Source organism: Cupriavidus sp. 01T418, from assembly GCF_056398885.1.
In genome coordinates this window covers 1-23,124 of record NZ_JBFTQG010000068.1, presented here as the reverse complement: position 1 = coordinate 23,124, position 23,124 = coordinate 1, and the positions used below count along the sequence as shown (strand labels likewise).

General features: G+C 63.9%; 22 protein-coding genes and 1 pseudogene. 11 read left to right on the top strand and 12 right to left on the bottom strand.

What is annotated here, in order from left to right:
- The 7 genes from mgtA to AC1DQ3_RS34165 all read left to right on the top strand — a co-directional run.
- Positions 1-1,662, top strand: a 1,662-nt coding sequence (gene mgtA / locus AC1DQ3_RS34195) for a magnesium-translocating P-type ATPase (RefSeq protein WP_477124533.1), incomplete at its 5' end; no start/stop codon positions are given.
- A 133-nt stretch (positions 1,663-1,795) separates the two neighbouring features.
- Positions 1,796-3,145: a phosphoribosyltransferase family protein gene (locus tag AC1DQ3_RS34190; protein ID WP_477124532.1), complete on the top strand. Its 1,350-nt coding sequence runs from the start codon at positions 1,796-1,798 to the stop codon at positions 3,143-3,145.
- A gap of 357 nt (positions 3,146-3,502) precedes the next feature.
- Positions 3,503-4,240: a polysaccharide deacetylase family protein gene (locus AC1DQ3_RS34185; RefSeq protein ID WP_477124531.1), complete on the top strand. Its 738-nt coding sequence runs from the start codon at positions 3,503-3,505 to the stop codon at positions 4,238-4,240.
- A complete protein-coding gene (locus tag AC1DQ3_RS34180; RefSeq protein WP_477124530.1) occupies positions 4,237-5,511 on the top strand; it encodes a putative glycoside hydrolase in 1,275 nt (424 codons plus the stop codon). Before AC1DQ3_RS34185 ends, AC1DQ3_RS34180 begins: the two co-directional genes overlap by 4 nt.
- The gene (locus AC1DQ3_RS34175; protein WP_477124529.1) at positions 5,508-7,889 is read left to right on the top strand and encodes an exo-beta-N-acetylmuramidase NamZ domain-containing protein; all 2,382 of its coding nucleotides are present in this window, start codon (positions 5,508-5,510) and stop codon (positions 7,887-7,889) included. Before AC1DQ3_RS34180 ends, AC1DQ3_RS34175 begins: the two co-directional genes overlap by 4 nt.
- A 395-nt stretch (positions 7,890-8,284) precedes the next feature.
- Positions 8,285-9,124 (top strand): universal stress protein, encoded by an 840-nt coding sequence (locus tag AC1DQ3_RS34170; protein WP_477124528.1) that lies wholly within the window; start codon positions 8,285-8,287, stop codon positions 9,122-9,124.
- A gap of 228 nt (positions 9,125-9,352) precedes the next feature.
- On the top strand, positions 9,353-9,997 hold the full coding sequence (locus AC1DQ3_RS34165) for a BON domain-containing protein (protein WP_477124527.1): 645 nt from the start codon (positions 9,353-9,355) through the stop codon (positions 9,995-9,997).
- A gap of 144 nt (positions 9,998-10,141) precedes the next feature.
- Here the strand turns inward: AC1DQ3_RS34165 and AC1DQ3_RS34160 are convergent, their stop codons facing one another.
- The 11 genes from AC1DQ3_RS34160 to AC1DQ3_RS34110 form a co-directional block, all read right to left on the bottom strand.
- A complete protein-coding gene (locus AC1DQ3_RS34160) occupies positions 10,142-10,675 on the bottom strand; it encodes a lecithin retinol acyltransferase family protein (protein WP_477124526.1) in 534 nt (177 codons plus the stop codon).
- A 319-nt stretch (positions 10,676-10,994) separates the two neighbouring features.
- Positions 10,995-11,933, bottom strand: a complete 939-nt coding sequence (locus AC1DQ3_RS34155) for a F0F1 ATP synthase subunit gamma (RefSeq protein ID WP_477124525.1) — start codon at positions 11,931-11,933, stop codon at positions 10,995-10,997.
- A complete protein-coding gene (locus tag AC1DQ3_RS34150; RefSeq protein ID WP_477124524.1) occupies positions 11,930-13,522 on the bottom strand; it encodes an alternate F1F0 ATPase, F1 subunit alpha in 1,593 nt (530 codons plus the stop codon). Before AC1DQ3_RS34150 ends, AC1DQ3_RS34155 begins: the two co-directional genes overlap by 4 nt.
- A complete protein-coding gene (locus AC1DQ3_RS34145) occupies positions 13,519-14,352 on the bottom strand; it encodes a F0F1 ATP synthase subunit B family protein (RefSeq protein WP_477124523.1) in 834 nt (277 codons plus the stop codon). The genes AC1DQ3_RS34150 and AC1DQ3_RS34145 overlap by 4 nt, the downstream gene beginning before the upstream one ends.
- A 3-nt stretch (positions 14,353-14,355) precedes the next feature.
- Entirely contained in the window at positions 14,356-14,637 is a 282-nt protein-coding gene (locus tag AC1DQ3_RS34140) for a F0F1 ATP synthase subunit C (RefSeq protein WP_477124522.1), read from the bottom strand.
- A gap of 21 nt (positions 14,638-14,658) precedes the next feature.
- Complete coding sequence (locus AC1DQ3_RS34135) at positions 14,659-15,360, bottom strand: F0F1 ATP synthase subunit A (RefSeq protein WP_477124521.1); 702 nt, start codon at positions 15,358-15,360, stop codon at positions 14,659-14,661.
- A complete protein-coding gene (locus AC1DQ3_RS34130) occupies positions 15,344-15,673 on the bottom strand; it encodes an N-ATPase subunit AtpR (RefSeq protein WP_477124520.1) in 330 nt (109 codons plus the stop codon). The genes AC1DQ3_RS34135 and AC1DQ3_RS34130 overlap by 17 nt, the downstream gene beginning before the upstream one ends.
- Entirely contained in the window at positions 15,660-16,013 is a 354-nt protein-coding gene (locus tag AC1DQ3_RS34125; RefSeq protein ID WP_477124519.1) for an AtpZ/AtpI family protein, read from the bottom strand. The genes AC1DQ3_RS34130 and AC1DQ3_RS34125 overlap by 14 nt, the downstream gene beginning before the upstream one ends.
- A complete protein-coding gene (locus AC1DQ3_RS34120; protein ID WP_477124518.1) occupies positions 16,010-16,405 on the bottom strand; it encodes a F0F1 ATP synthase subunit epsilon in 396 nt (131 codons plus the stop codon). The genes AC1DQ3_RS34125 and AC1DQ3_RS34120 overlap by 4 nt, the downstream gene beginning before the upstream one ends.
- Entirely contained in the window at positions 16,395-17,828 is a 1,434-nt protein-coding gene (gene atpD, locus AC1DQ3_RS34115) for a F0F1 ATP synthase subunit beta (RefSeq protein WP_477124517.1), read from the bottom strand. The genes AC1DQ3_RS34120 and atpD overlap by 11 nt, the downstream gene beginning before the upstream one ends.
- Positions 17,829-18,276: 448 nt before the next feature.
- Entirely contained in the window at positions 18,277-18,531 is a 255-nt protein-coding gene (locus tag AC1DQ3_RS34110) for a hypothetical protein (protein ID WP_477124516.1), read from the bottom strand.
- Between the two features lie 82 nt (positions 18,532-18,613).
- Between AC1DQ3_RS34110 and AC1DQ3_RS34105 the strand changes: the two are divergent.
- The 3 genes and pseudogenes from AC1DQ3_RS34105 to AC1DQ3_RS34095 all read left to right on the top strand — a co-directional run.
- Positions 18,614-18,758 (top strand): annotated as a pseudogene (locus AC1DQ3_RS34105) (IS6 family transposase); the annotation flags it as partial.
- A gap of 212 nt (positions 18,759-18,970) precedes the next feature.
- Complete coding sequence (locus AC1DQ3_RS34100; RefSeq protein ID WP_477124534.1) at positions 18,971-19,264, top strand: HNH endonuclease; 294 nt, start codon at positions 18,971-18,973, stop codon at positions 19,262-19,264.
- Positions 19,265-20,056: 792 nt separating this feature from the next.
- Positions 20,057-21,676, top strand: coding sequence for a methyl-accepting chemotaxis protein (locus AC1DQ3_RS34095; protein ID WP_477124515.1), 1,620 nt, complete (start codon positions 20,057-20,059; stop codon positions 21,674-21,676).
- Positions 21,677-22,243: 567 nt separating this feature from the next.
- On the opposite strand, the gene AC1DQ3_RS34090 is transcribed toward AC1DQ3_RS34095, so the two are convergent.
- The gene (locus tag AC1DQ3_RS34090) at positions 22,244-22,489 is read right to left on the bottom strand and encodes a hypothetical protein (RefSeq protein ID WP_477124514.1); all 246 of its coding nucleotides are present in this window, start codon (positions 22,487-22,489) and stop codon (positions 22,244-22,246) included.
- Between the two features lie 165 nt (positions 22,490-22,654).
- On the opposite strand from AC1DQ3_RS34090, the gene AC1DQ3_RS34085 reads away from it, so the two are divergent.
- The gene (locus AC1DQ3_RS34085) at positions 22,655-22,990 is read left to right on the top strand and encodes a hypothetical protein (protein ID WP_477124513.1); all 336 of its coding nucleotides are present in this window, start codon (positions 22,655-22,657) and stop codon (positions 22,988-22,990) included.
- Positions 22,991-23,124 lie beyond the last annotated feature (134 nt).

Here is a 23,124-nt window from a genome sequence, read left to right as displayed (position 1 = left end):
GCCATGTCGCGCCGCAAGGTGATCGTGAAACATCTGAGCGCCATCCAGAACCTGGGCGCCATGGATGTGCTGTGCACCGACAAGACCGGCACCCTGACGCAGGACCGCATCATCCTGAAGAAGCATGTGGACCTGGCGGGGCAGGAGACCGCGCGCGTGCTGGAATTCGCCTACCTGAACAGCTACCATCAGTCCGGCTTGCACAACCTGCTGGACAAGGCGGTTCTCCTGCACGAGGAAGTTGGCGAAACACTGCGGCAAGGGGGCGGCTATCGCAAGATCGACGAGGTGCCGTTCGATTTCGAGCGGCGCCGCATGTCGGTGGTGGTGGACGGGCCGCAGGGCAGGCTGCTGGTCTGCAAGGGTGCCGTGGAGGAGGTCTATGCCGCCTGCGCCAGCGCCGAACTCGGCGGCCAGGCCATCGCGCTGGACGAGTCGCATCGCCAGTCCCTGATGACAGTCTGCAAYGGGCTCAACGAGGATGGCTTCCGGGTGATCGCGATCGCCTACAAGTCCTTGCCGCCGGCGCCGGATACGCATCCGTACTCGGTGGCGGACGAAGCCGCGCTGACCCTGCTGGGCTATATCGCCTTTATCGACCCGCCCAAGGAGAGCGCGGCGCCGGCGCTGGCGGCGCTGCGCGACAGCGGCATCGAGGTCAAGGTGCTGACCGGCGACAGCCCGGTGATCGCGCGCAAGATATGCCGGGAAGTCGGCMTCGTCGTGGATCGGGCCGTACTGGGCGCGGAACTCGACGGGCTCTCGCCGCAAGCGCTGGGGGAACTCGCCGAGCGCACGCAGCTCTTCGCCAAACTGGCACCAGCGCACAAGGCGGCCATCGTCAAGGCCCTGCGGGCGCGCGGCCGGGTGGTGGGCGTGCTGGGCGATGGCATCAACGACGGGCCCGCGCTCAAGGCGGCTGACGTGGGCATCTCGGTGGACAGCGGCGCGGATATCGCCAAGGAGTCCGCCAGCATCATCCTGCTGGAAAAGAGCCTGCTGGTGCTGCACGACGGCGTGATCGAAGGCCGCAAGGTCTTTGCCAACCTGCTCAAGTACCTGCGCATGGGTGCGAGCTCCAACTTCGGCAATATGTTCAGCGTGCTAGGCGCGAGTGCCTGGCTGCCGTTCCTGCCGATGGCGCCGATCCAGGTGCTGACCAACAATCTGCTCTACGATTTCTCGCAGACTGCGCTGCCTACCGACATCGTGGACGACGATGCCGTCAGCCGCCCGCGCCGCTGGGAGATCGGCAAGCTCGGCCGCTATATCCTGTGCATCGGCCCAATCAGCTCGCTGTTCGACTACATCACCTTTGCGATGCTCTACTGGGTCCTTGGCGCCAGCACGCCCGCGCAGCAGCACCTGTTCCAGACCGGCTGGTTCCTGGAGTCGCTGCTGTCGCAGACCCTGATCGTTCATGTGATTCGCACGCGGAACATTCCCTTTGTGCAAAGCCGTGGCAGCACCACGCTGATTGCCACCACATTGGCGATTTGCCTGATCGGCATCTGGCTGCCGTACTCGCCGCTGGCAACGCCGTTGGGCCTGCTGTCTCCGCCGGGCATGCTCTGGCTATTCCTGCCGCCGATCATCCTCGGCTATTGCTGCCTGACCTATGCGCTGCGCGGATGGCTGATCCGGCGTTTTTCAATTGACTGAGGCGCTATCCAGGGATCCGTGGCCCAACTTTTGACATAGCACAAGGACTGGCTTCGCCAACGGCTTATTCTGGGTGCAAGCCGGAACTAGCTCGCAGCGCGTATCCGGCGCACGAAGGATGGGAGGCAAATCGATGAATCCGCCACTTGCCCGCTTCGCGGGCCGGGAGGAGGCTGCGGCGCAGCTAGCCGAGGCTCTCTCCGGGTATCGGGGCCAGCGCCCACTGATCCTTGCCATTCCGAAGGGCGGCATACCCATTGGGCGCGGACTCGCCGATGCGCTGGAGGGGCAACTCGATGTGGCACTGGTCAGCAAGCTGGTCGGCCCCGACAATAACATCGCCGCGGTCGGCGCCGTGACCGAGAACGGCTGGACCTACCGCGTGGAGAACCCGGTGGGTGGGCAGCCCGCTCCCATGCATTTTGCCCAGGAGCGGATGGCAAAGCTCGATCTGCTGCGGCAGCAATGCGCGATCTACACATCGCATCGCGCACGGCTTGACCCGCATGGCCGCATCGTGATCCTGGTGGACGATGGACTCTGCACTGGTGCCACCATGATGGCGGCGATCCACGCGGTACGCAGGCAGCAGCCAGCCAGGCTGGTTTGCGCGGTTCCCGTGGGCAACCGCCTAGGGCTGATGGCAGTTCGCGCCAGCGCCGACGAGGTGGTGTGCCTGCGCACCGCCGGGCCGGATCAGGATGTCCGCCAGGCCTACCAGTGCTTTCCGGAGGTGGACGACGAAGAAGTCCGCGCACTGCTCTGGCGCGATATCGAGCCGCGCAATGCCGAGGCCATCGGAACGAAAACCCTGGCGGCCGCCGTGCCGGTAGGCATCCCGTGCGACGGCATCAGGCTGCACGGTGTGCTCGACGCCCCCGCCAGTCCCGTGGGATTGGTGTTGATGGTGCATGCCAACGGGGTCGACGACCATGCCGTGCGCAACCAGTATGTGGCGAGGAAACTGTGCGCCAGGGGACTGGCCACGCTGCTGGTGGACCTGATCGGGCCAAGGGAGGCAATGCGGAGGGAGAAGCGCCGGGACATCGCCATGCTGGCCGGCAGGCTGCGGGCAGTAATGCAGGCGGTGCCAGGCTACGTGCACGCGCGGCTGCGTTTGTCGGCGGTCCCGCTCGGCTGCTTTGGCACCGGCGCCGCGGCAGCCGCCGCGTTGAGTGTGGCGGCGGAGGAGGGGACGGAACTACGCGCGCTGGTCCTCGCGGCGGGACGCGTGGACCTGGCCGATGCCAACATCTTGGGCAAAGTGTCCATACCGACGCTTCTCGTGGTGGGGGCCGCCGATCCGGAGGGCATTCGCATCAATGATCTGGTGTTCGGCAGGCTTCGCTGTCCCCGGCAATTGCGGCTGGTGGCAGGCGAGGGCAGGATATTCGAGGAACCCGCCGCGATTGAGGAACTGGCCGCGCTGACAGGAAGCTGGTTCTCGCAATTGCTTGCCGATGGGCGGATTGCCGTCGTGTAGGCACGCTCGGGATGTTGCCACTGCTCGCGCAGCGGGGGCCATAGTCCCGCGCGCTTGGCAGACAGACTAGTCTTCCGGCTCCTCGCCAGGTTTATCCAAGGGGCGCCTCGCCTGCCTCGAAACGGTGGCATTCGATCTGGTTGCCACTGGCTGGATCTGAACCCGGAGCCGGCGTGAGGGAGATCAACCGGAGAGGCCAAGCATCGGAAAGGCAAGCGGTACGGGCTCCATCTGTATCAAATACTCTGCTGGGTGCTGCTATGTGTTGCGCTATCGGCCTGCGCGCAAACGGCTGGCGCGCAACACCGGGTTCCCATCCTTGTCTATCATCGCTTCGGCCCAGTTGCTGCGGATGGCATGACGGTGCGCACGGTGACGTTCGAATCCCATCTGCGCATGCTAACCACGCAGGGCTACCACATCGTTCCCCTGGACGATGTCGTAAGTTGGGTCGAAGGCGGTCCCGATTTGCTTCCCGCGAATGCCGTTGCGATTACGGCGGACGATGGCCATCGGTCGGTGTTCGACGTGATGATGCCAATAGTCCAACGTGAGCAAATCCCCGTCACCTTGTTCATCTATCCCTCGGCCATTTCGAACGCATCCTATGCGCTGACTTGGGACCAACTGCGCGCGCTCAAGAAAACTGGCTTGTTTTCGGTGCAATCGCACAGCTACTGGCATCCGAACTTCAACACCGAACGCAAGCGCCTGGCGCCGGCGGCGTTCCGTGCCCTGGCACATGACCAGTTGCGGCGCGCGCGCGAGCGTCTGGAGCAGGAGCTTGGCGGCTCCGTAACGCGGTTGGCATGGCCGTTCGGCATCTACGATCGGGAACTCATGGAGATTGCCGCGAGCGAAGGCGTCGAGGCGGCCTTTTCGCTCGATGGCCGCCCGGTCACAAGGGGCTCGCCGCGGCTCGCGCTGCCCCGGTTCTTGATGGTCGACGCCTGCGACGAGCGGTGCCTTGGCCGGCTGCTGGGCGATGTCGCCGCGCAGCACGCATCGTCCGGCCCGCGCAATCGGGGCGCCGAGGGCGCAACAACGCATAGTCCCCATTCCCAACCGCAATCACAAGCCAAGGTCTCGCCATGAGCACTCTCACACGTCATGCCTTGTGGTTCGCGCTTGCACTGGCGGCATGGCAGGCCGCTGCCGCAGACGCGCTCACCGGCACTGTAATCGATGCTCGCACGGGCGCCCCCGTGCGTGGGGCCACCGTGGTCGTGCTGGATACATCCGCGGCCACTTCCCTGACCAGTGCGGACGGGACGTTTGTGATCCGGGCGCCGGTGCAGGGCGCCATCACGATCGGGGCGCGAGCCGCTGGCTATGGCCGCGCGGTCGCCGAGACCAGAGGCGGCAACCTGCTGCGGGTGGCGCTCACGCCGTTGCGACCCAAGGCGGTCTACCTCTCGGTATTCGGCATTTCGAGCTCGGCGTTGCGCGATGCTGTGCTCGCCTTGCCGCAATCCAGCGCCATTAACGCGCTCGTGATCGATGTCAAGGGAGACCGTGGCATGACACCTTACCGCAGCGCGGCGCGTGATGCCACGGGGGCGAGCATGCAGGTGGAGGCGCCGGCGCCCATGGTGCACGATTTCCCGGCTTTGCTTGCGGATCTCCACGCGCGCAACCTATACCTGATCGCGCGCATCGTGGTATTCAAGGACGAGCCGTTTGCCGCGGCGCACCCGGAATGGACAGTGCGCGATGGCCAGGGAGGCATCTGGCGCGACCGCGAAGGCTTGCGGTGGATCGATCCGTTCGCAGGCGGAGCCTGGCAGCACAATCTAGACCTTGCCGAGGAGGCGGCGCGCATGGGCTTCGACGAAATCCAGTTCGATTACCTGCGTTTTCCGGATGCTGGCGGACTGCGCTTTTCTCAAACCAACACGCGGGAGAAGAGGGTGGCTGCCATCACCGGCTTTCTCCATGCAGCCCGCGAACGGCTGGCCCGCTACAACGTGTACATCTCAGCGGACATCTTCGGCTACGTGTGCTGGAACCTCGACGACACGGCAATCGGCCAGCAACTGGAACCCCTGGGTGCAGCGCTGGACTATATCTCTCCCATGCTCTACCCCTCCGGCTTCACCTGGGGCCTGCCAGGCTGCAACAAGCCTGTAGAGCATCCCGGCGAGATCGTGGCCCGCTCGCTAGCCGAGGCCAAGAAGCGGACCGGTTTGCCGGGTGTACGCTTCCGTCCTTGGCTCCAGGCATTCCGCGACTATGCCTTCGATCATCGCGAGTTCGATGGCGACGAGATCCGGGCGCAAACGCAAGCCGCGGACGTCGCGGATACGGACGGGTGGATGCTGTGGAATCCACGCAACCAGTACGATCCCACTCAGTTGCCAAGATGAGCCGGCGCGACACCTTGCTCGCCCTGTTTGCGGTGCTGCTCCTGGCGTGCGGGTTGCCATCGGCGGCACCTGCCGCCGAGGCGCCCACAGATGCCACGAGTCTGGCGCCTACTGATGCAAGCACGCGTGAGCAGCTGCGCGTCATTGTCGCCGCCCAGATCGAAGCCGGCAACGTGCCCGGCGCCGTGGTGCTGGCCGGCGACGCCGGGCACATCCACTATCGCGCCGCCACCGGCCTGCGCGCCATTCTCCCGGCGAGCGAGGCGATGCTCGCCGATACCGTGTTCGACCTCGCATCGGTCACCAAAGTGATCGCTACCACCACCGCCGTGCTGCAGTTGAGCGAGGGCGGTTCGATTTTTCTGGATGCCCCGGTGGCCCGGTACCTGCCCGAATTCGGCGTCGCCGGCAAGGAGGGCATCACGGTACGCGAACTGCTATCGCATACATCAGGTTTGCCCGCAGGGCTGCCGCCGAGCCGACGTTCGGGCGGCGCGAACGACATATTGCGGGAAGCAATGAGCCAGGCTCCGATTGTGCAGCCCGGGTCGCGCGTCATTTATAGCGACATCAATTTCATCGTGCTTGGCGAACTGGTCCAGCGCGTCAGTGGACAATCCCTGGACGCGTGGTGCCGCGAACATATCTTCACGCCCTTGCGCATGCAAGACACTGGCTTTCTTCCCGACCCGGCAGCGGTGCGCAGGAGCGCCCCTACCGCGCCAAGAGGGGCGGAGATGCTACGAGGGCGCGTTCACGATCCCATCGCTGCGCGCATGGGAGGCGTGGCCGGCCACGCCGGCCTGTTTTCCACCGCTGAAGATCTGGCCCGGTTCGCGCAGATGATCCTCAACGACGGACGCAGCGGTGCCGCTACGGTACTAAAATCCGAGAGCGTGGCGCTGCTGGCCACGCCAGCGTCGCCGCTGGCCGCCAATGCCTGGCGCGGTTTGGGATGGGCGCTAGCTGCGCCTCTCGTCGCCGACCGTGACCGGCTGCCCCCGCTGGGGATGATCGAGCAGACCGGCTACACCGGCACCGGCGTGTGGATCGACCTGGTGACGAAGCGCTTCGCCGTCATCCTGAGCAGCCGGCTGCATCCATACGACAGGGGTGACGCTGCACCGCTGCGTCAGCAAGTGCTGGCCCTGCTGGCTAGCGAGGCTGCGCCGGTCGCCACACCAGCAATCAGCCACGCCGTGCCAGGCGCGGAGGCCGCCCTGGCTCAGGCCATGCGGCTGCCGCCCGCCGCAGGGCCGGTGCGCAGCGGCATCGATGTACTGGAGGCGCAGGCGTTCGCACCGTTGTCGGGCTTGCGCGTGGGGCTGGTCACGAATCGTAGCGGATTCGATAGCAGGGGCGTGCGAACAGCGGATGCGCTCGCCCATGCGCCCGGTGTCACGCTGGCGGCGCTGTTCGCGCCCGAGCATGGATTGGCCAGTGATATTGATGCCCCACTGGGAGATTCGTCTGACGCGGCAACCGGCGTGCCCGTCCATAGCCTGTACGACGGAAACAAGCGCTTTGCGCCAGCGACGCTGGAAGGCGTGGATGCGCTGGTGTTCGACGTGCAGGACGCCGGCGTGCGTTTCTTTACCTACATCACGACGCTCGGCTACACGCTCGAAGCCGCCGCCGCCCGCGGCATCCCTGTCTTTGTGCTGGACCGGCCGAACCCGCTGGGCGCAGTTGTGTTCGGTGGCCCGCTGCAAGACCCCAGCAAGCCGTCCTCATTTACCGGGTACTTTCCATTGCCGCTGGTGCATGGCATGACCGTCGGCGAACTCGCCCGGATGTTCAATGCGCGCCTGCGCATCGGCGCGGATCTCCAGGTCGTCGCCATGCAAGGCTACATGCGCGCCATGCGCTTTGCCGACACCGGACTCGGCTGGGTTCCGATCTCGCCAAATCTGCGCAACACAGAACAACTTGGCCTATATCCCGATCTCGGCATGATCGAAGGCGCGAATGTCAGCGTAGGGCGCGGCACGCCGACGCCGTTTGGGTTGGTTGGCGCCCCTTGGATTGTCGGCCGGGACCTGGCAAACTATCTGGAGAAGCTCGATGCCGGGGCGAGGTTCGATGTAACGAGCTTTGTGCCGACCGAAGGCCGTTATCGCGGTCGGCTCTGCCATGGAGTATCAATCAAGGCGGGAGTTGGGCAAAGACCACCCGGGCGCCTGGGTCTTGCGCTGGCTATCGCGTTGCATTCCCTCTACCCGCGGCAATTCGACCTCCCTGCGATCCGCCAGGTGCTCGGTTCCGACAGCGCCTGGCGCTTGATCGACGCGCACGCTTCGCTGGCGGTGGTCGAACGAACGGTGTCGACGCAAGGCGCGGGCTTCGCGCAAGACCGCGCGCGATTTCTGATGTACTGACCCCACTCCTTCCGGAGTGCGCTGCAGTGTAGCGACTATCAGTTGACGCGGCTGGCCGCCTTCACCAGCAGCACGGGGCAATGCGCATAGGCGAGAACGCGACCAGCCACCGACCCGATCTCTGCGTCAAGGACGCCAACGCTTGTTCGGATGAGGGGAGTACAGGTGCACCGTATACAGTGTCACAGTGCTTCCTCCCAATCCTGATAGGGGGTATTTAACGTAGTCTGATGCAAATCAAGACCTCGCTCGCTATGCGCAATGCCATGTAGCAAGGCGTCCGACGATTCTTGACGTGGCGCAAGGAGTGGACATACCGCGCTTGTGGCGCACGCGGGAAGAACTACAGTTCATTATGAATCGTCAAGAGGGCATCAACCGGTGGGAGTCTCCCTATGTCGTTCGCTACCATTCTGGTCATACTCGATGCCAGCCGGCGTTCCTACCACCGCCTCCATATCGGCGCGCGACTGGCGGTTGAGCACAATGCCAAGCTGGTTGGTATGTTTGCCTGTCGCCGCCCGGAGTCGGCCTGGGTGTACCGCCTCCCCGACGGCGCGCGCTATCTCGAGGCCCTCCAAGCCCAGTACGAGCAGGATCGCGAGGTCGTGCGGCATGGTTTCGAAGGTGCGACTGAGGAATTGCCGATCACGGCTGAATGGCACGCCTTCGACGAACTTCCGCTGGTCATCGGGCAGCGGGAGGCGCGGCTGGCGGACCTCCTGGTGGTCGGACAAGACGACCCGGCGGATCCGGCCGCCTTCGTGGCCGAGAATTTCGTCGAATCCATTGTGCTTGCCAGCGGCCGGCCGGTCCTAACGATTCCGTGCGAGGGGCGGTTTGAGACAGTAGGCGGCCGCATCCTGGTCGCCTGGGACGGCGGGCGGGAGGCCGCGCGAGCCATCCGAGATGCATTGCCGTTCCTGCGCAAGGCCAAAGCGGTGACCATTGCCACATGCACGCTGGCTGGGAAGGTCGGCGGCCAATGGAGTGCGCCCGCTCAGTATGCGGCGACCTGGCTGGCGGCGCATGGGGTGACGGCTGCGTTGTGCAACCTTCCTGTGACGGCATCCGTCGATGCCGGCGAGCGCTTGCTGTCGGAAGCGTCGGATCTGGAGGCGGATCTCGTCGTAGCCGGCGCCTACGGACACAACAGGCTCCGTGAGGTGGTTCTGGGTGGGACGACCCGGACGTTGCTGGAAGCCATGACAGTCCCCGTGCTTTTTTCCCACTGAATGTTGTCGCAATCGCGGACTGATATTAGGCGGCGCAACGCGCAGCCTCACGCGCTGGGCCGCCGTCCCGTCGAATCTTGTACCTTGAGTAAGAAGATTGAGTGCATAGCTGACAGTTATACGGTACCGGTCGTTGACATGTCTCAACGGGCGCGCGTACGAGAGAACTAATCTGGAATACCGAATGCGCCAGGTATAGCTGGCGCCGGCATCGAGAGGAGTTGTCAGATGAAAACCGATTTGCAGATCAAGCAGGACGTGAACGACGAGCTTGCGTGGGATCCCGCAGTGGATGGGGCTTCGGTTGGTGTAGAAGTCAGCCATGGCGTAGTGACGTTGAGCGGCCACCTTAACACCTATATCGAGAAGCTGGCGGCTGAACGTGCCGCCGAGCGCGTCGAAGGGGTCAAGGCGGTTGTGGTGGATCTCGATGTACGCGTCCCTGGCGAACACGATGACGAAGCCATGGCAGAGGCAGCCCGATCGACGCTGCAATGGCATGCGAGCCTGCCCTCCGCGAGTATCAAGGTGCGCGTTGAGAAGGGTTGGGTCACCCTCGCCGGCGAAGTGGAATGGGCTTATCAACGCGAGCTGGCCGAGCGTTCCGTAGGACATCTGCGTGGCGTGGCTGGCGTGATCAATCTGCTAGCGATCAAGCCGCGCGTTGGGCCGCCGGACGTGGCTAAGCGCATCGATGCCGCCTTGCGGCGTCATGCAGAGCGAGAGGCCGCTCATATCCGTGTCGAGGTGCTGGGCAGTGTTGTAACGCTGAATGGCCAAGTCGATTCTCCGCAGGAGCGGCAGGCGGCGGTGGGAGCGGCATGGTCAGCACCGGGTGTGACCAGCGTGATCGATCACCTCCCCCTATCCTAAAGCGCGGCGGAAGAGGGCGCGAGCTTGTGCATGACTTATGCGTGTTTTGGCAAGGGAAGCCTACGCTGGCATCGCTGGCCACGTAATCCGGAATGAAATCCAAGCTTCGCGCCCGAGCCAACCCATACCATGTGATGGAGCAGTTCATGCCGCTTGAGCACACTGCAGCCCTCGGTTCGTGAGGGCGCTCGCGACGCCCAGATTAGACTTAGAGATCGCGCTTCGCTTGAAAAGCATGCCACAAAGGAGGCGCAAGGCAGTGAGTACGACGCGGGTCGGACTGCTCAGGCCGGTCTCCACTTGCACGCTGGGGCTTTCACCAGAGATGCACCATGTGCAAAAGTGCTCGCAATTGTTGGTGAGTAGCCGATACCTGTCTTCCCCCAGGCGCGACGTGGCACGCTGGACCGCTTGCAGACCGTCGTACCTGGAGTCGGGTTCAGCATGGACTCTGATCTCGTAGCCTTCCGCGAATCGTTCAAGGGAGATCGTTTCGACTGGCCCCCGGCGCAGAAGGTCCTTAAACCCCGCATAGTGCACCACATTTCCCTGGCCCGCATAGATGCCATGGTGAGCATAGCCCCAACGCTCTGTGACAAGATGGGCGCCCAAGGGGAATGTATCCGCCTCGGCGCAGATGATGCGACACGGAATGGCGCGTTGGGCATATGAGTTCATGGCACCTCCTCGGGGCTACCGCTTCGCGATGGCACCATTCAGCCAATGGATAGGTGCCGAATGCGCACTCTTGCCGACGCACTGGGTGGGGTGATTGATGCCTGAAGTATTGTCGGGGAGGACACGAGCCGAAATCATCCTGGGCTGAGAACGCTGTCCGTTCAACACCAGGATTTCTGTCGGTCTTGGCAGGATGATGCCGTCAGAAATGCGTCAACGCTGTCAGGAAAGCCTGACAAGGTGCAGTCCAATTGGCGCATGCTCATGGCGATCGTGACTAGCACGTGTATGACCGCTCCCGTTCGCCAGGAACGGGCGGTCAGGATGGGTCGCTAAAGGCCCGGCGGTTCATCGAAGGAGCGCCGGCAGAATCATACTGCGATAGCGCCTCGTACCCCGCCGTCACGTCGAACAGCTCCTCGTCGATCGCGCTTTGCCGCTCGCTGTGAAACCGGCCGCGAAAGCTGGCGAGCAGTTCGTCGATGTTCTTGTCGGCTCGCTCCATCGCCGCCAGGCGGCTTGCGTTCTCGCTCGCCAGCGATTCGGCGCACGCGCTGAACAGCGAGATAAAGAGGTGCTCGCGGATCAGTGCGCGCATCGCGGTGGCGGTGCCACCAATCACTTCCGGCGGATTCCGCGTTGGCCAGCGCTGAGCCAGCAACCGGGCCAGCCATAGCGCATCAAGGGGCAACAGGCGCTGCTCCACCGGCTGATAGAGGGCGCCCGGCCTTGGCCGGTTGTAGAAGACGTGGACACGGGGCTGCGCCGTCTGGCTCGGGTGCGTTTCCGTATCGAGCTGCAGCCGGTCGACCAGCGGGGCAATGGCCTCGACGGAACTGGGTACCGCATAGGTGCCGGCCACGGTCACGCCGGCGCCGGCCAAGCGTGCCCGCACTCGCTCGCCAACGGCCCAGACCTCTCGGCTTCCGGGCATGGCCAGCAGCGTTTTGAGCGCATGGTCGACGATCACCTCGTTGAACTGACCCACCAGCCCCTGGTCGGAGCCGAACACGATGGCGCCGACCGCTCCCATTGAGGCAGGCTTGCCCTCCTCCGACGTTGAACTGGCGGGCGCCAGCGTGCGCAGGCATGCCAAAAGACCCAGGCTCACCGTTCGGCGGTAGTCGGCGAGCGCCAGCACGGACTGTTCGTACTGGCTGATGCTGGAGGCGGCCAGCGCGCGCATGGTGCGAACGACGGCTTGCAGGTCCGTGGCGCTGCCGATCTGGTGCCGCAGCTTGGCGACTGAGTCGCTCATTGCCCCCGCCCCTCTGCCGGGGAATGTGCCTGCGCTTCGAGCCCGGCCCCGGTATCCGCACCGGCCTGGAACTGCGCAAGTGCGGCGCGGGCGATTGGGGCGACCATCTGGCCGTCCGCCTCGTCCGGTTTGCCCGGGGCCTCGAAGCGGGCGGATATCGCCGGCGGGATGCTCGCCGCCGCGGCGCGCACGGCGCGCTGCGCGTCCTGCATCCGGTCCAGCGGCACGGCATCGAACAGCCGCGCGGTCAGCGCGCTCAGGATGGCGATCTGCGCGGGCACCGGGACAGGGTCCGATTCAGGCTGTATCAGGCAGGCGCGAATGCGCTGCCCGTGCGCGATGGACTGGCGGCTGTCATCGTCGAGCCGGGCGCCGAAACGGGCAAACGTCTCGAGTTCCTCGAACTGCGCGTAGGCGAGCTTGAGGTCGCCGGCCACGGCGCGAAAGCTGCCCCGCTGTGCCTTGCCGCCCACGCGCGATACCGACTTGCCGACGTCCACCGCAGGCAGCACGCCAAGCTCGAACAGCGTGGGTGACAGATAGACCTGGCCGTCGGTGATCGAGATCAGGTTGGTCGGAATGTAGGCCGACATGTCCTGCGTCTCGGTCTCGATGATCGGCAGCGCGGTAAGCGAGCCGCCGCCGCGCTCGGCGGCGAGGTGCGTGGCCCGCTCCAGCAGCCGCGAATGGATGTAAAAGATATCGCCCGGGAACGCCTCACGGCCAGGCGGGCGGCGCAGCAGCAACGAAAGCTCGCGGTAGGCGCGGGCATGCTGGGTGAGGTCGTCGTAGACGATGAGGACGTCCCGCCCGGCCTCCATGAAGTGCTCGGCGATGCTGGTGGCGGCATACGGCGCGATATAGGCCAGCCCCGGTGGCCGGTTGCCTTCGGTGACAACCACGACTGTATAGTCCATCGCCCCCTTGGCGCGCAGGGTCGCCACGGCTTTGGCGATGGCCGAGGCGCGCTGGCCGATGGCGCAATACACGCACACGACATCCTGGCCGCGCTGGTTCAGGATGGTATCGATGGCGATGGCGGTCTTGCCGGTCTGGCGGTCCCCCAGGATCAGCTCGCGCTGGCCGCGCCCGATGGGGATCAGCGCATCAATGACTTTCACGCCGGTCTGCAGCGGCACCGTGACCGCCGCGCGCTCCATGATGGGAGGGGCCGGGCGCTCGATCGGCAACCGCGCGCTGGCCGCGAGCGGCCCGAGGCCATCGAGCGGCCGGCCAAGCGGATCGATCACGCGCCCGAGCAGCGTCTTGCCCACGGCCACGTCCATCACGCGGCCCGTGCGCTCGACCTGGTCGCCGGCCCGCAGCCGCCAGTAGTCGTCGAGCAGCACCACGCCGACCTCGTCTTCATCGACATTGAACGCGATGCCGTACACGTCGCCGGGAAAGCGTACCAGCTCGTCATAGCCGATGCCAGGCAGGCCGGAGACTTGCGCGACGCCCGTGGCCACGCTGACGATCGTACCCACCTCCTGCGCTGCCAGTGTCGGCACGAACCGGCTGCGCGCCTCGCCCATGGCGGCGAACGCCCGTTCGATGGCGGTTTGCGGCGGGGTAAGCGCGAAGTTCATTGCTGGCTGGCCTCGGGCTTCGGCGCGGGCTGTGGCGCGGATTCCGGCTCGGGCCCGGCATGCATCGCCGCGTTCTCCGGGCTCAGCAGTTCGCTCACGGCATGCTCCAGCGAGCCGAGATAGCGATCGATGCTCCATGCCAGCTTCTGACCGGCGACGATTAGTTCGATGCCGCTTACCAGTTCCGGAGCCGTGTCGAACTGCAAGGGGATGGCGGTGCCCGGGATTTCATCCACTGCCGCCTGGATGGCGGCGCGCTGTGCGGCAGGCAGCGCGAACGCACTGCGCACCACCGCGTGCGCCGCCGGCTGCCTGAACGCGGCCGCAAGACTGGCTCTCGCCGGCTCGTCGAGCGCACGCAGACGGCGGATGAAGACGTCGGCCACGCGTTCTTCGAGACTCGCCGAGGCCAGGTCCGCGAGCGCCCGGCGCGCGACGGCAAACACCTCGCGCCGTGCCAGGTCGCCGAGCGCCTGCGTCAGTTGCCCGGCTTCGCTGCGCAGCGCGTCCTGCCGTTTTGCGGCAAGCTCGTCCGCTGCCTGGCGCGCGGCTTCCAGCCACTGCCGGCGCTGTGTCTCGGCATCGCCAGCCGCCTGTGCCAGCAGCGCTGCGCGCTCGCGCTCGAACGCATCGGTCTTCTGCTGGAACGCCTCGCCTTGCTTGCGCGCCTCGGCCTCTCTGGCGCCGGCATCGGCGATCTGCATGGCGATCCTGCCCTCGCGGGCGTCGATGGCGTCAAGCACGGGCTGGTAAAGAAAGCGCTTCAGCAGCCAGACGAGGATGACGAAGTTGAGCGCCTGCGCACCCACGGTGAACCAGTCGATCAGCATGGCTTACCTGGCCATCGCGCGGGCGATGGCGGCGTTCCAGAAGGGGTTGGCAAAGATCAGGATCATCGAAACGACGAAGCAGTAGATCGCCGTCGACTCGATCATCGCCAGGCCGACGAAGAGCGTGCGCGTGATCGTGGCCGATGCATCGGGCTGCTGCGCCAGCGACGTCAGCGCCGTCGCTACCGCCCGGCCTTCGGCGAGCGCGGGCCCCATGCAGCCGAAGCCGGTGCAGAGGCCGGCCATGGCGATCGATGCCACCGCGATGATTGTCAGGCTGTCCATGGGATGGTTCCTTGGTCGGGGTCAGGGTGTTTTTTTGATCGGCGGGCCTGGCTCCGCCCTGCCGCTATGCGTGGCCGCCGCGAGATAGACCGCAGCCAGGATGCTGAAGATATAAGCCTGCACCATGCCGGTAAGCAGGCCGAGCGCGGTCATCACGATGGGAAACAGGAACGGCGTGATCGTCAGCAGGATGGCGATGATCATGGCTCCACTCATCATGTTGCCGAACAGGCGGACGGCCAGCGCCAGCGTGCGCGACAGCTCGCTGATGATGTTGAACGGCAGCATCATCAAGGTTGGCTCGAGGTAGGACCTCAAGTAGCCGCGCAGCCCCTGGTCGCGGATGCCGTACAGCGGCACCGCCACGAACACGCACAACGCCAGCGCCAGCGTGGTCGACAGCGATCCGGTGGGCGGCTCGTAGCCGGGAACGATGGTAAACAGGCTGGCCGCGGCGACGAACAGGAATAGGGTGCCCAGGAAACCGAGATACTTGCGCGGCTGGCGAAGGCCGACTTCCGCGATCTGCTGCGCGATCCCGGTCACGATGATTTCAAGCAGGTTCTGCCAGCGCGAGCGGCGGTGGCCGGACGAGAGCCGGTGCGTGACCAGCCAGGAGCCCAGGGTCAGCACCCCCATCAGCACCCAGGTGAAAAGGATCGTGCCGTTGAGCTTGACGAAACCGTACTGCCAGAAGATCCACTGGTCAGGGCTGAGGCGCATGGCCCGTCTCCCGAGGCGCCGGGGTGCGGCGGTGGTCCGCCCATCGCCCCGTCATCCATGTCACCGCCAGGCGTGCCACTGCGAAACCAGCCAGGCATGCGGCCATCCGCTCCCATTGCCCCGCGCCGACGGCGTAGAAGCCGAGTAGCGTGACGCCCATGCGCAGCAGCAGGCTGCCCAGCAGCCATAGGGCCGACTGCCCGGATGAAAGCGTCCGGCGGACCGTCCACCACAGGCCGCCGAAAAAGAAGCCACCGAGTGCGCCACCCGCTAGGGTCGCAAGCAGCAATGCCGCCACGTCATGTATCCGCATCGTCTTTCTCCTCCTGGTCCTGGTCCCGCCGCATGGCGCGGTCCTCCTTGGCGACCCAGTGCCACGCATTGAAGCAGCCGAGCACCAGGCCGGCCACCAACAGCGCCAGCGTCCACGCGTGCCGGCCCGGATAGTGGTTGTCCAGCCAGATGCCCAGCGCCGCGCCGAGCAGTGTCGGCACCACTACCGACCAGCCGACCAACCCCATCATGCCCAGCCCGAACCAGACCCCCGGCACGCCCTGGCGCCGCGCCCTGAGCTTGCGCTGCGCCTTGGCGCCCACTTTGCCTGCCAGCGTGGGCGCGGGCTTCGGCGATCCGCCGGGCGGTGGCTCGGTCATGGCGACGGCTTGCGAAGCTTGGCGAAGCGGGCAAGAAAGCCTGTCTCCAGCTTGGCCATGACCGTGCGCAGGCTGCGCGCCTGCTCGTCCTGGGCCAGGAACTCGCGCTCCACGGTGTCGCGCAGCGTGGCCAGGTCGGCGCCTGCCATGGCGCGGCGCACCGACACGCGCACATCAAGGCCGGTCTTGACCAGCACGCCCTCATCGACCGCGATGAACACTTCGCCATCGGCCTGCGTTTCGAAGGTCAGGATGCCGGGCGCGAGCGCCGCGACGCAATCGAGGCGATGCGGCAGCATGCCGAACGCCCCTCCGACGGTCTCCGCCACGATGCGCGACACATCGCGCTTGCGCAGGAAGACCCGGAAGGGCAGCAGTATTTCAAGAAGCATGCGATCCGGCGGCATCGCGCTCCTTTGCTGGTTCTGAAGCCACCGGCGCGGGCTTGCCCCTCGCTTCGGCTATCGGCCCGATCATGTAGAGCGCGCTTTCGGGGTAGTCCTTGAACTCGTCGCGCAGGATGCGCTCGCACCCGTCGAGCGAATCCGCCAGGCTGACTGTTCTGCCCTTGATGCCGGTGAACTGCTCCGTGGTGAAGAACGGCTGGGTCAGGAAACGCTCCAGGCGGCGGGCGCGGGCGACTACGCCGCGGTCGGCGGGGGAGAGCTGTTCCAGCCCCAGCATGGCGATGATGTCCTTGAGTTCCGCGTACTGCGCCAGCGTGCGCCGGATATCCTGCGCCAGGCGATAGTGGCGCGCGCCGACGATGCCGGGCGTGGCCATCCTGGAATTCGATTGCAGCGGGTCGACGGCAGGGTAGAGGCCCTCGCTCGCGCGCTTGCGCGACAGCACGATGGACGCCGACAGGTGCGAGAAGGTATGCACCGCCGCCGGGTCGGTGAAATCGTCCGCAGGCACGTAGACCGCCTGGATCGAGGTGATGGCGCCGGTGTCGGTGTTGGCGATGCGCTCCTCCAGCCCGGACAGTTCGGTGCCCATGGTCGGCTGGTAGCCCAGCCGCGATGGCATCTGCCCCATCAGGCCCGACACCTCCGATCCGGCCTGGATAAAGCGGAAGATATTGTCAATCAGCAGCAGGACGTCGCGGTGCTCATCGTCGCGGAAGTACTCGGCCATCGTCAGCGCCGCATGGCCAACCCGGAAGCGCGCGCCCGGGGGCTCGTTCATCTGGCCGAAGACCATAACCATGTCCTGCAGCACGCCGGCCTCGCGCATGTCGTGGTAAAGCTCCTCGCCCTCGCGGCAGCGCTCGCCGATGCCGCAAAAGATGCTCACGCCCCGGTGATGCCCGACCATGTTGTGGATCAACTCGGTGAGCAACACCGTCTTGCCCACGCCCGCGCCGCCAAACAGGCCTGCCTTGCCCCCGGTTTCGAGCGGCAGCAGCACGTCGATCACCTTGATGCCGGTCTCGAACACCATCGACTGCGTGGAGCGCTGGGACAGGGGTGGCGGCGCCCGGTGCACCGAACGCCACTGGACATGCTGCGGCGCCGGCAACCGGTCGATGGGCTGGCCGAACACGTCGAACATGCGCGACAGGATGCTGGCGCCTACCGGCGCCTGCAGCGGCCCACCGGTGTCCTCCACCGCCATGCCTCGCGCCAGCCCCTGGGTGGAGGTCAGCGCGATGCAGCGCACATGCTGCGCATTGCGCTGCGCCAGGACTTCAATGGCGATCCGGCCATCCACGCCGCTACGCAGCAAGGTGCGAATCGGCGGCAGCCCAGCCTCGAAGCGCACGTCGACGACGCTGCCGCGCACCGCGGCAACCACGCCCCGGCTCGCGCTCATCGGCAGCCTCCATGCGCGGGCTGAACCGGTCCATGAGGGCACGTGGCCCTCAACCGTGCCGGCATGGCCGTCCGGCGACGCGCCTCAGCCCCTGTGCTTGCTCCGGTCATGCGATCATCCTCAAGCCGCCCGTGCCCTTGCTACCGTTTTCACCGTGATGCCCACGCCAGGCGCCACGCGTGTGGCAATGCACAATGGTGCGCTTCTGCAGCCGGGAAAAGTTGATACAGGTCAACTTAGCGCATGCGCGGCCCCGAAGCAAGACGTCGCGCAGCCGGTGCTGATTGCGACATTTCTATCAAGATGGATCCCTGCATGAGCATCTAGCTGTAGCGGCCGTGCATTTGCGGTTAGCCCGTAACGCCGTCGAGCTGGCAGGAAGGGATGAAGCCAGCGCCGGGTGGGGTAGTGGTGCCGATCAGGGCGCGCTCAAGATCCAGCCGATTGATCAAGCGCTGGCGCTTGATGTGCAGCGCAAGCTGGTGTGGCTGCGGGACTCGCCCGAGAGCGTGCGCGACGGGTCTGCCGCATGCCGGTCATCCCGTAGTGCCAGGGCCATTCCCGCAATTGCCTGCACTTGCCCCATCCGCTTGTGCTCCAAGATCGCGCCCTGGTCGATTTCGGCCAGCCGGTCATAGGTGGTGTAGGGCAGGGCAGCGCCATCGGCGCGCAGCTCGATCCTGTCGTCCGGATACTCCGCCACTTCAATGTAGTGGTAAATCAGGCGGCGGTGCTCGGGCCGGTCTCGAGAAGGTACATCACCTTGTCGGGCACTGTCAGGTTACCGAGGCGTGATCGTCAGCTACGAGACGATCCGTCGCTGGTGCGACAAAATTTGGGGCAAGCTTCGCCCATCAGGTCAAGGCTGCGCGTCGCAAACTAGGTTCGATCTGGCACCTCGACGAGGTGTTTGTGACGCTGCGCGGCGATAATCAGAAGTGCGAGCAGGCATTCGCGTACCTGCGGATCGAACTGACGCCTGATGCAGGCGAGGACGCTGGACACAGCCGTGGCTGGCTCGGAGGAACGGGCACGGTTGCAGGCCGCGTGTGATACGCTCAGCCGGCAGTTGGCGGCGGCCATTACCCCAAACACACCACAGCCCGGCACAGTAAATTCATGAAGCCAGGTGACGCAAAGTCATTGACACGTTCCGGGACGTCACCAAGGCGGCGAAGACGGCTGCGCGCAAGAAGCACGGCCGACTATTCTGCGAGGCCTGTGGCTTCGATTTCGCAGCGAAGTATGGCCCCGCGGGCGAAGGGCTGATTGACGTCCACCACACGAAGCCGATCCATACTCTGGTAGAAGGGGAAAAGACAAGGCTAGAGGATCTCGCGCTGCTCTGTGCCAACTGCCATCGCGTGGTGCATTCTTCTCGAAAGTGGAAAAGTGTTGAGGAGGTCTCAACCCTTGCTGGGAAAGGAGCAGCGTAGGCGCGGGCCTAAGCACGCTGCTAATGCGGGGGGCTGGTACGCCGAGGGAGTTGGGTTCGAGTCAGAAAAAGCCTCTACGCCTCGTTTCACCTCCCGCATTTTTGTGTCACTTCAGTCCACACGGCTAAGCACAATAAGGCTTGGCAGGCGATTTGCAGCAATCGCCTTATTGCACTCTGCACATTCCCGTTTCACTTATGACCGGCGCTCCGGCCCTATAGCGGCCCCACGCTCGGCCCCACGAAATGGCGCACTTTACGAAGTCCGCATCAGGCCGGCGCGCGCAGGGGAAGGTGTCAGTTCAACGGCGGCGTTACGTTTGGTGCGCCGACTAGTGGGAACGGTTACTTCCGCAGTCTGCGGATTCCGCTTGCTCCCAAACCTCTTCGGTTACTGATATTCACTGTTTTCGCTCGTGCTAAGTCCGATTTCCCTATTTCAAGTCGGACTTGAGAAGGCCGCTAGCGTCGCATCTCCAGCACTCAAAAGGCCATGCCACAGGTGGACACCCCCACAACGTGGGGTGCTTTTATCGGCATATTCGGCTTAAGGGCGCAAGTGACGTGCCGTTATCGACACCATAGGCAGAGCTTGCATAGGGCGGCAGAAGGGGCAGTTACCTGGTTTGAATCAGTGCAAGTACTGGCCAACGCTGCCCCAAGGAAGCGAGAGCGGTTGATGTGCTTGAGATAGGCCAGGGTCGTCAGGAAATGATGTTACTGGTTGTGTAGTGCAACGATAAAGCCGGAGTCCGGCTCATACCTCGGGATGTATATGCGATTGTTCGATAGCATGACCGTTTTTAAGAAAGTTGTTCTTGCTTTTCTGATTGTCATAGCTATGGCCTGCGGCCTCGGCATTTTTGCCATCTACGAGCTAGGAAGACTTAATGAAAAGACCGACGAAATCAAGGACAACTGGCTCCCGTCGGTGCGGTCCTCGATGGGGATGCGAAATAGTCTGACCGCCTTACGGGTGGCGGAGCTCCAGCATATGCTGTCTGGCTCAGCCGATGACCAGGCAAAATATGAGCAGCGTATGGATGCTGCACTGGCAGCTTATCGCGATGCTGAAACCACGTATGTCGGTCTGATTAGCGAGCAGGAAGAGCGGCAGCTCTACGGTGAGGTGAAGAAGTTGGTAGAGCAATATTTAAGCGTACATGCCAAGCTTCTTGAGCTATCGCGGAACCATGAAAACGAGGCGGCGCTCGCGCTTGCTCGTGGCGACTCGGTGCGCTTGCGCAACGAAATTGATGACGCGTTGCAGAAAATCGTTGGCGTCAACGCCGCCGGTTCCGAGCACAGTGGGAAGGTAGCGGCGCAAGTTTATGTGTCGGCCCGCACCTTGATTCTTGTCGTGCTTGCGATATCTTTCGGTCTCAGCATAGCGCTGGCGTACCGTTTCGCGCGCGGCCTCGTTATGCAGCTTGGTGGCGAGCCATCCTATGCGGCCGAAGTTGCGAGGCAGGTGGCGGCCGGGAACCTGGCCATGGACGTTCAACTCAAATCTGGCGACAAGTCCAGCATGCTGTATGCGATGAACACCATGCGGGAGTCCCTGGCTGAAATCGTACGGGGTATTAAGGCGTCGAGTGAATCGGTGGCAGCCGCCTCCGGGCAGATAGCCCAGGGCAATGCCGATTTGTCCCAGCGGACAGAGGAGCAGGCTTCCTCGCTCGAAGAAACTGCAGCAAGCATCGAGGAACTTGCGGCCACCGTGAAGCAGAACGCCGATAACGCCAAGCAGGCCAATCAATTGGTGCTGAATGCATCGGAGATTGCCGAGCAGGGAGGTCAGGCTGCCGGTCAAGTCGCCACCAAGATGCAGGACATCAACGACAGCTCCCGCAAAATGGTCGATATTATTGGTGTTATCGAAGGGATTGCCTTCCAGACCAATATCCTCGCTTTGAACGCTGCAGTCGAGGCGGCACGTGCGGGCGAGCAAGGCCGTGGATTCGCCGTGGTGGCAGGCGAGGTGCGCACATTGGCACAACGCAGTTCTGCGGCGGCCAAAGAAGTCAAGACGCTCATTGAACGCTCGGTCGGAGATGTCGAAGCCGGTTCCAAGCTGGTTGAGCAATCGGGCAGGACGATGGCGGAAATCGCGACCGCTGTGAAACGTGCGACAGATATCATGGAGGAAATTTCCGCTGCCTCGACAGAGCAGGCTGGCGGTATCGAGCAAGTAAATGCAGCCGTGATGCAGATTGACCAGGTCACCCAGCAAAATGCCGCGCTAGTGGAAGAAGCGGCAGCCGCAGCAGCCTCGCTCGACGACCAGAGCAAACGCCTGCATGACGCCGTCGCTGTATTCCGTCTTGGTCATGAAAGAGAGCGACCAGCACTTATGCCGGCAGCGACAAGACGTATTCAACTGTCGAGGAATGAGGGCCTTTCTGCCAGGTAACGCCAGTCCAAAGAATCTGGCGGTCGTCGCCGCAGGATACGAACGAGCGCCAGCTTAGCGCCTTCCGTCCGCGCTGCCGCCTATCGGGACTCGAACTGGCAACCGAAGGCGGTCTCGAACTCCCTCCGTCGCACCATTTTTGGGCATCTGTAGCCATCTGAAAGTCTCATAGAATCAAGGGATTACAGATTTCTGTCCTCATAAGCCCTCTACATTTCTCTCTCAAGCTTTTTCCAAATTCGCGCGGCATCCAGGGGGTGCGCTTGAAGCGTTGCGGCGGGACGGTACCAGGTGCACGATCCTCACCGCGTCGCGAGAGCGGACGCCGCAGACATGCTTGCTGCCCACCCGCTCGCCCACGATCCCATCCAGGCTCAACGCCAGCATTGCTGTAAAAAAAAAGCGCTCGCTGTCATGTAGACACGGGCGCTGAAGGAGGGCAGGTCGTGAACTCCCGCACTCGAAACCAGGATGCTGCAGGCTTAATGGCCCGGTTGGCACTCTCGAACTGCCGGAACCAATAGGCATGGATAGTGCGCGTACATCAACAGAGCAGTAGCCGGTTCCTCACTCCCGGCGCGTGATGGTCCTGATGATGAGTGCGCGGTGCATGATGAGTTCCTTGAGGCTGTCGCGCATGTCGGCTAGAAGCTTCTCGGCGCTTTCGCTATCTATGCCCTCCCGCTTCAACTGCGCAATGCGCTGTTCCTGTGCCTCAATGCGTTTCCCTGCGCGTTCGATGGCGCTATCCGTTTCGTCGAGGTCCTCCAGTTCTGCCTCCATATTGCGCGTGGCCTCTGCGCCCGATTGCATGATGGACTCCATGCTGATGCTGATGCTGATGTCTTTGGTTTTAGTGCAGGAATGAAGGCGCCGCTATCGGGGTACGTCCTACAAGCGGGGGAGCATCTCCATTGGTCCTTCCGCGGTTTCACTATAGAGAATTGACGATGGAAATCGAAGACTCGGCGATCCACAATGGGGTTTCGCCAGACCAATCTACTTCAAATGACTGCTTACGAAGAATCCTCACTGCGGCTGCAATTCTGGGGAACACTAGTTCAAGGGGCGGGCCTGGCGGCAACGATTGGATCCGTCATTTTTCTCGGGTGGCAAATAAAGGAGCAAGTCAAAGCAACCAATGCACAGGTTGAAGCGACAAGAGCTCAACATCTGGCGCTGGATGTAACCGCATATCAGGATTTAATGAGCAAGCAGCTTGAAGCKGACAGGATATTGATTGATAAGCCAGGCCTCTACCCATACCTTTTTGGCCACTTGGACCACGTGGGCAAGAAAGGCGTTGTTGCATAAATCCGGCTGCCGCGCGGGCTGACGTTTACGCGCAACAGCCAGGGTGGCACCTCTGTTAACTCTTCGCGGACTTGCGTAGATTCTCGACTTTTTCCCGAGAAGATGCGCAAGGACGAACACAAGCGAAGCGAGCC

Coding starts and splice junctions, on each gene's coding strand:
- AC1DQ3_RS34190 (WP_477124532.1), top strand. CDS start 1,796: ATGAATCCGCCACTTGCCCGCTTCGCGGGCCGGGAGGAGGCTGCGGCG.
- AC1DQ3_RS34130 (WP_477124520.1), bottom strand. CDS start 15,673: ATGCGGATACATGACGTGGCGGCATTGCTGCTTGCGACCCTAGCGGGT.
- AC1DQ3_RS34165 (WP_477124527.1), top strand. CDS start 9,353: ATGAAAACCGATTTGCAGATCAAGCAGGACGTGAACGACGAGCTTGCG.
- AC1DQ3_RS34160 (WP_477124526.1), bottom strand. CDS start 10,675: ATGAACTCATATGCCCAACGCGCCATTCCGTGTCGCATCATCTGCGCC.
- AC1DQ3_RS34120 (WP_477124518.1), bottom strand. CDS start 16,405: ATGCTTCTTGAAATACTGCTGCCCTTCCGGGTCTTCCTGCGCAAGCGC.
- AC1DQ3_RS34185 (WP_477124531.1), top strand. CDS start 3,503: ATGACGGTGCGCACGGTGACGTTCGAATCCCATCTGCGCATGCTAACC.
- AC1DQ3_RS34125 (WP_477124519.1), bottom strand. CDS start 16,013: ATGACCGAGCCACCGCCCGGCGGATCGCCGAAGCCCGCGCCCACGCTG.
- AC1DQ3_RS34150 (WP_477124524.1), bottom strand. CDS start 13,522: ATGAACTTCGCGCTTACCCCGCCGCAAACCGCCATCGAACGGGCGTTC.
- AC1DQ3_RS34180 (WP_477124530.1), top strand. CDS start 4,237: ATGAGCACTCTCACACGTCATGCCTTGTGGTTCGCGCTTGCACTGGCG.
- AC1DQ3_RS34135 (WP_477124521.1), bottom strand. CDS start 15,360: ATGCGCCTCAGCCCTGACCAGTGGATCTTCTGGCAGTACGGTTTCGTC.
- AC1DQ3_RS34140 (WP_477124522.1), bottom strand. CDS start 14,637: ATGGACAGCCTGACAATCATCGCGGTGGCATCGATCGCCATGGCCGGC.
- AC1DQ3_RS34175 (WP_477124529.1), top strand. CDS start 5,508: ATGAGCCGGCGCGACACCTTGCTCGCCCTGTTTGCGGTGCTGCTCCTG.
- AC1DQ3_RS34095 (WP_477124515.1), top strand. CDS start 20,057: ATGACCGTTTTTAAGAAAGTTGTTCTTGCTTTTCTGATTGTCATAGCT.
- atpD (WP_477124517.1), bottom strand. CDS start 17,828: ATGAGCGCGAGCCGGGGCGTGGTTGCCGCGGTGCGCGGCAGCGTCGTC.
- AC1DQ3_RS34170 (WP_477124528.1), top strand. CDS start 8,285: ATGTCGTTCGCTACCATTCTGGTCATACTCGATGCCAGCCGGCGTTCC.
- AC1DQ3_RS34090 (WP_477124514.1), bottom strand. CDS start 22,489: ATGCAATCGGGCGCAGAGGCCACGCGCAATATGGAGGCAGAACTGGAG.
- AC1DQ3_RS34145 (WP_477124523.1), bottom strand. CDS start 14,352: ATGCTGATCGACTGGTTCACCGTGGGTGCGCAGGCGCTCAACTTCGTC.
- AC1DQ3_RS34155 (WP_477124525.1), bottom strand. CDS start 11,933: ATGAGCGACTCAGTCGCCAAGCTGCGGCACCAGATCGGCAGCGCCACG.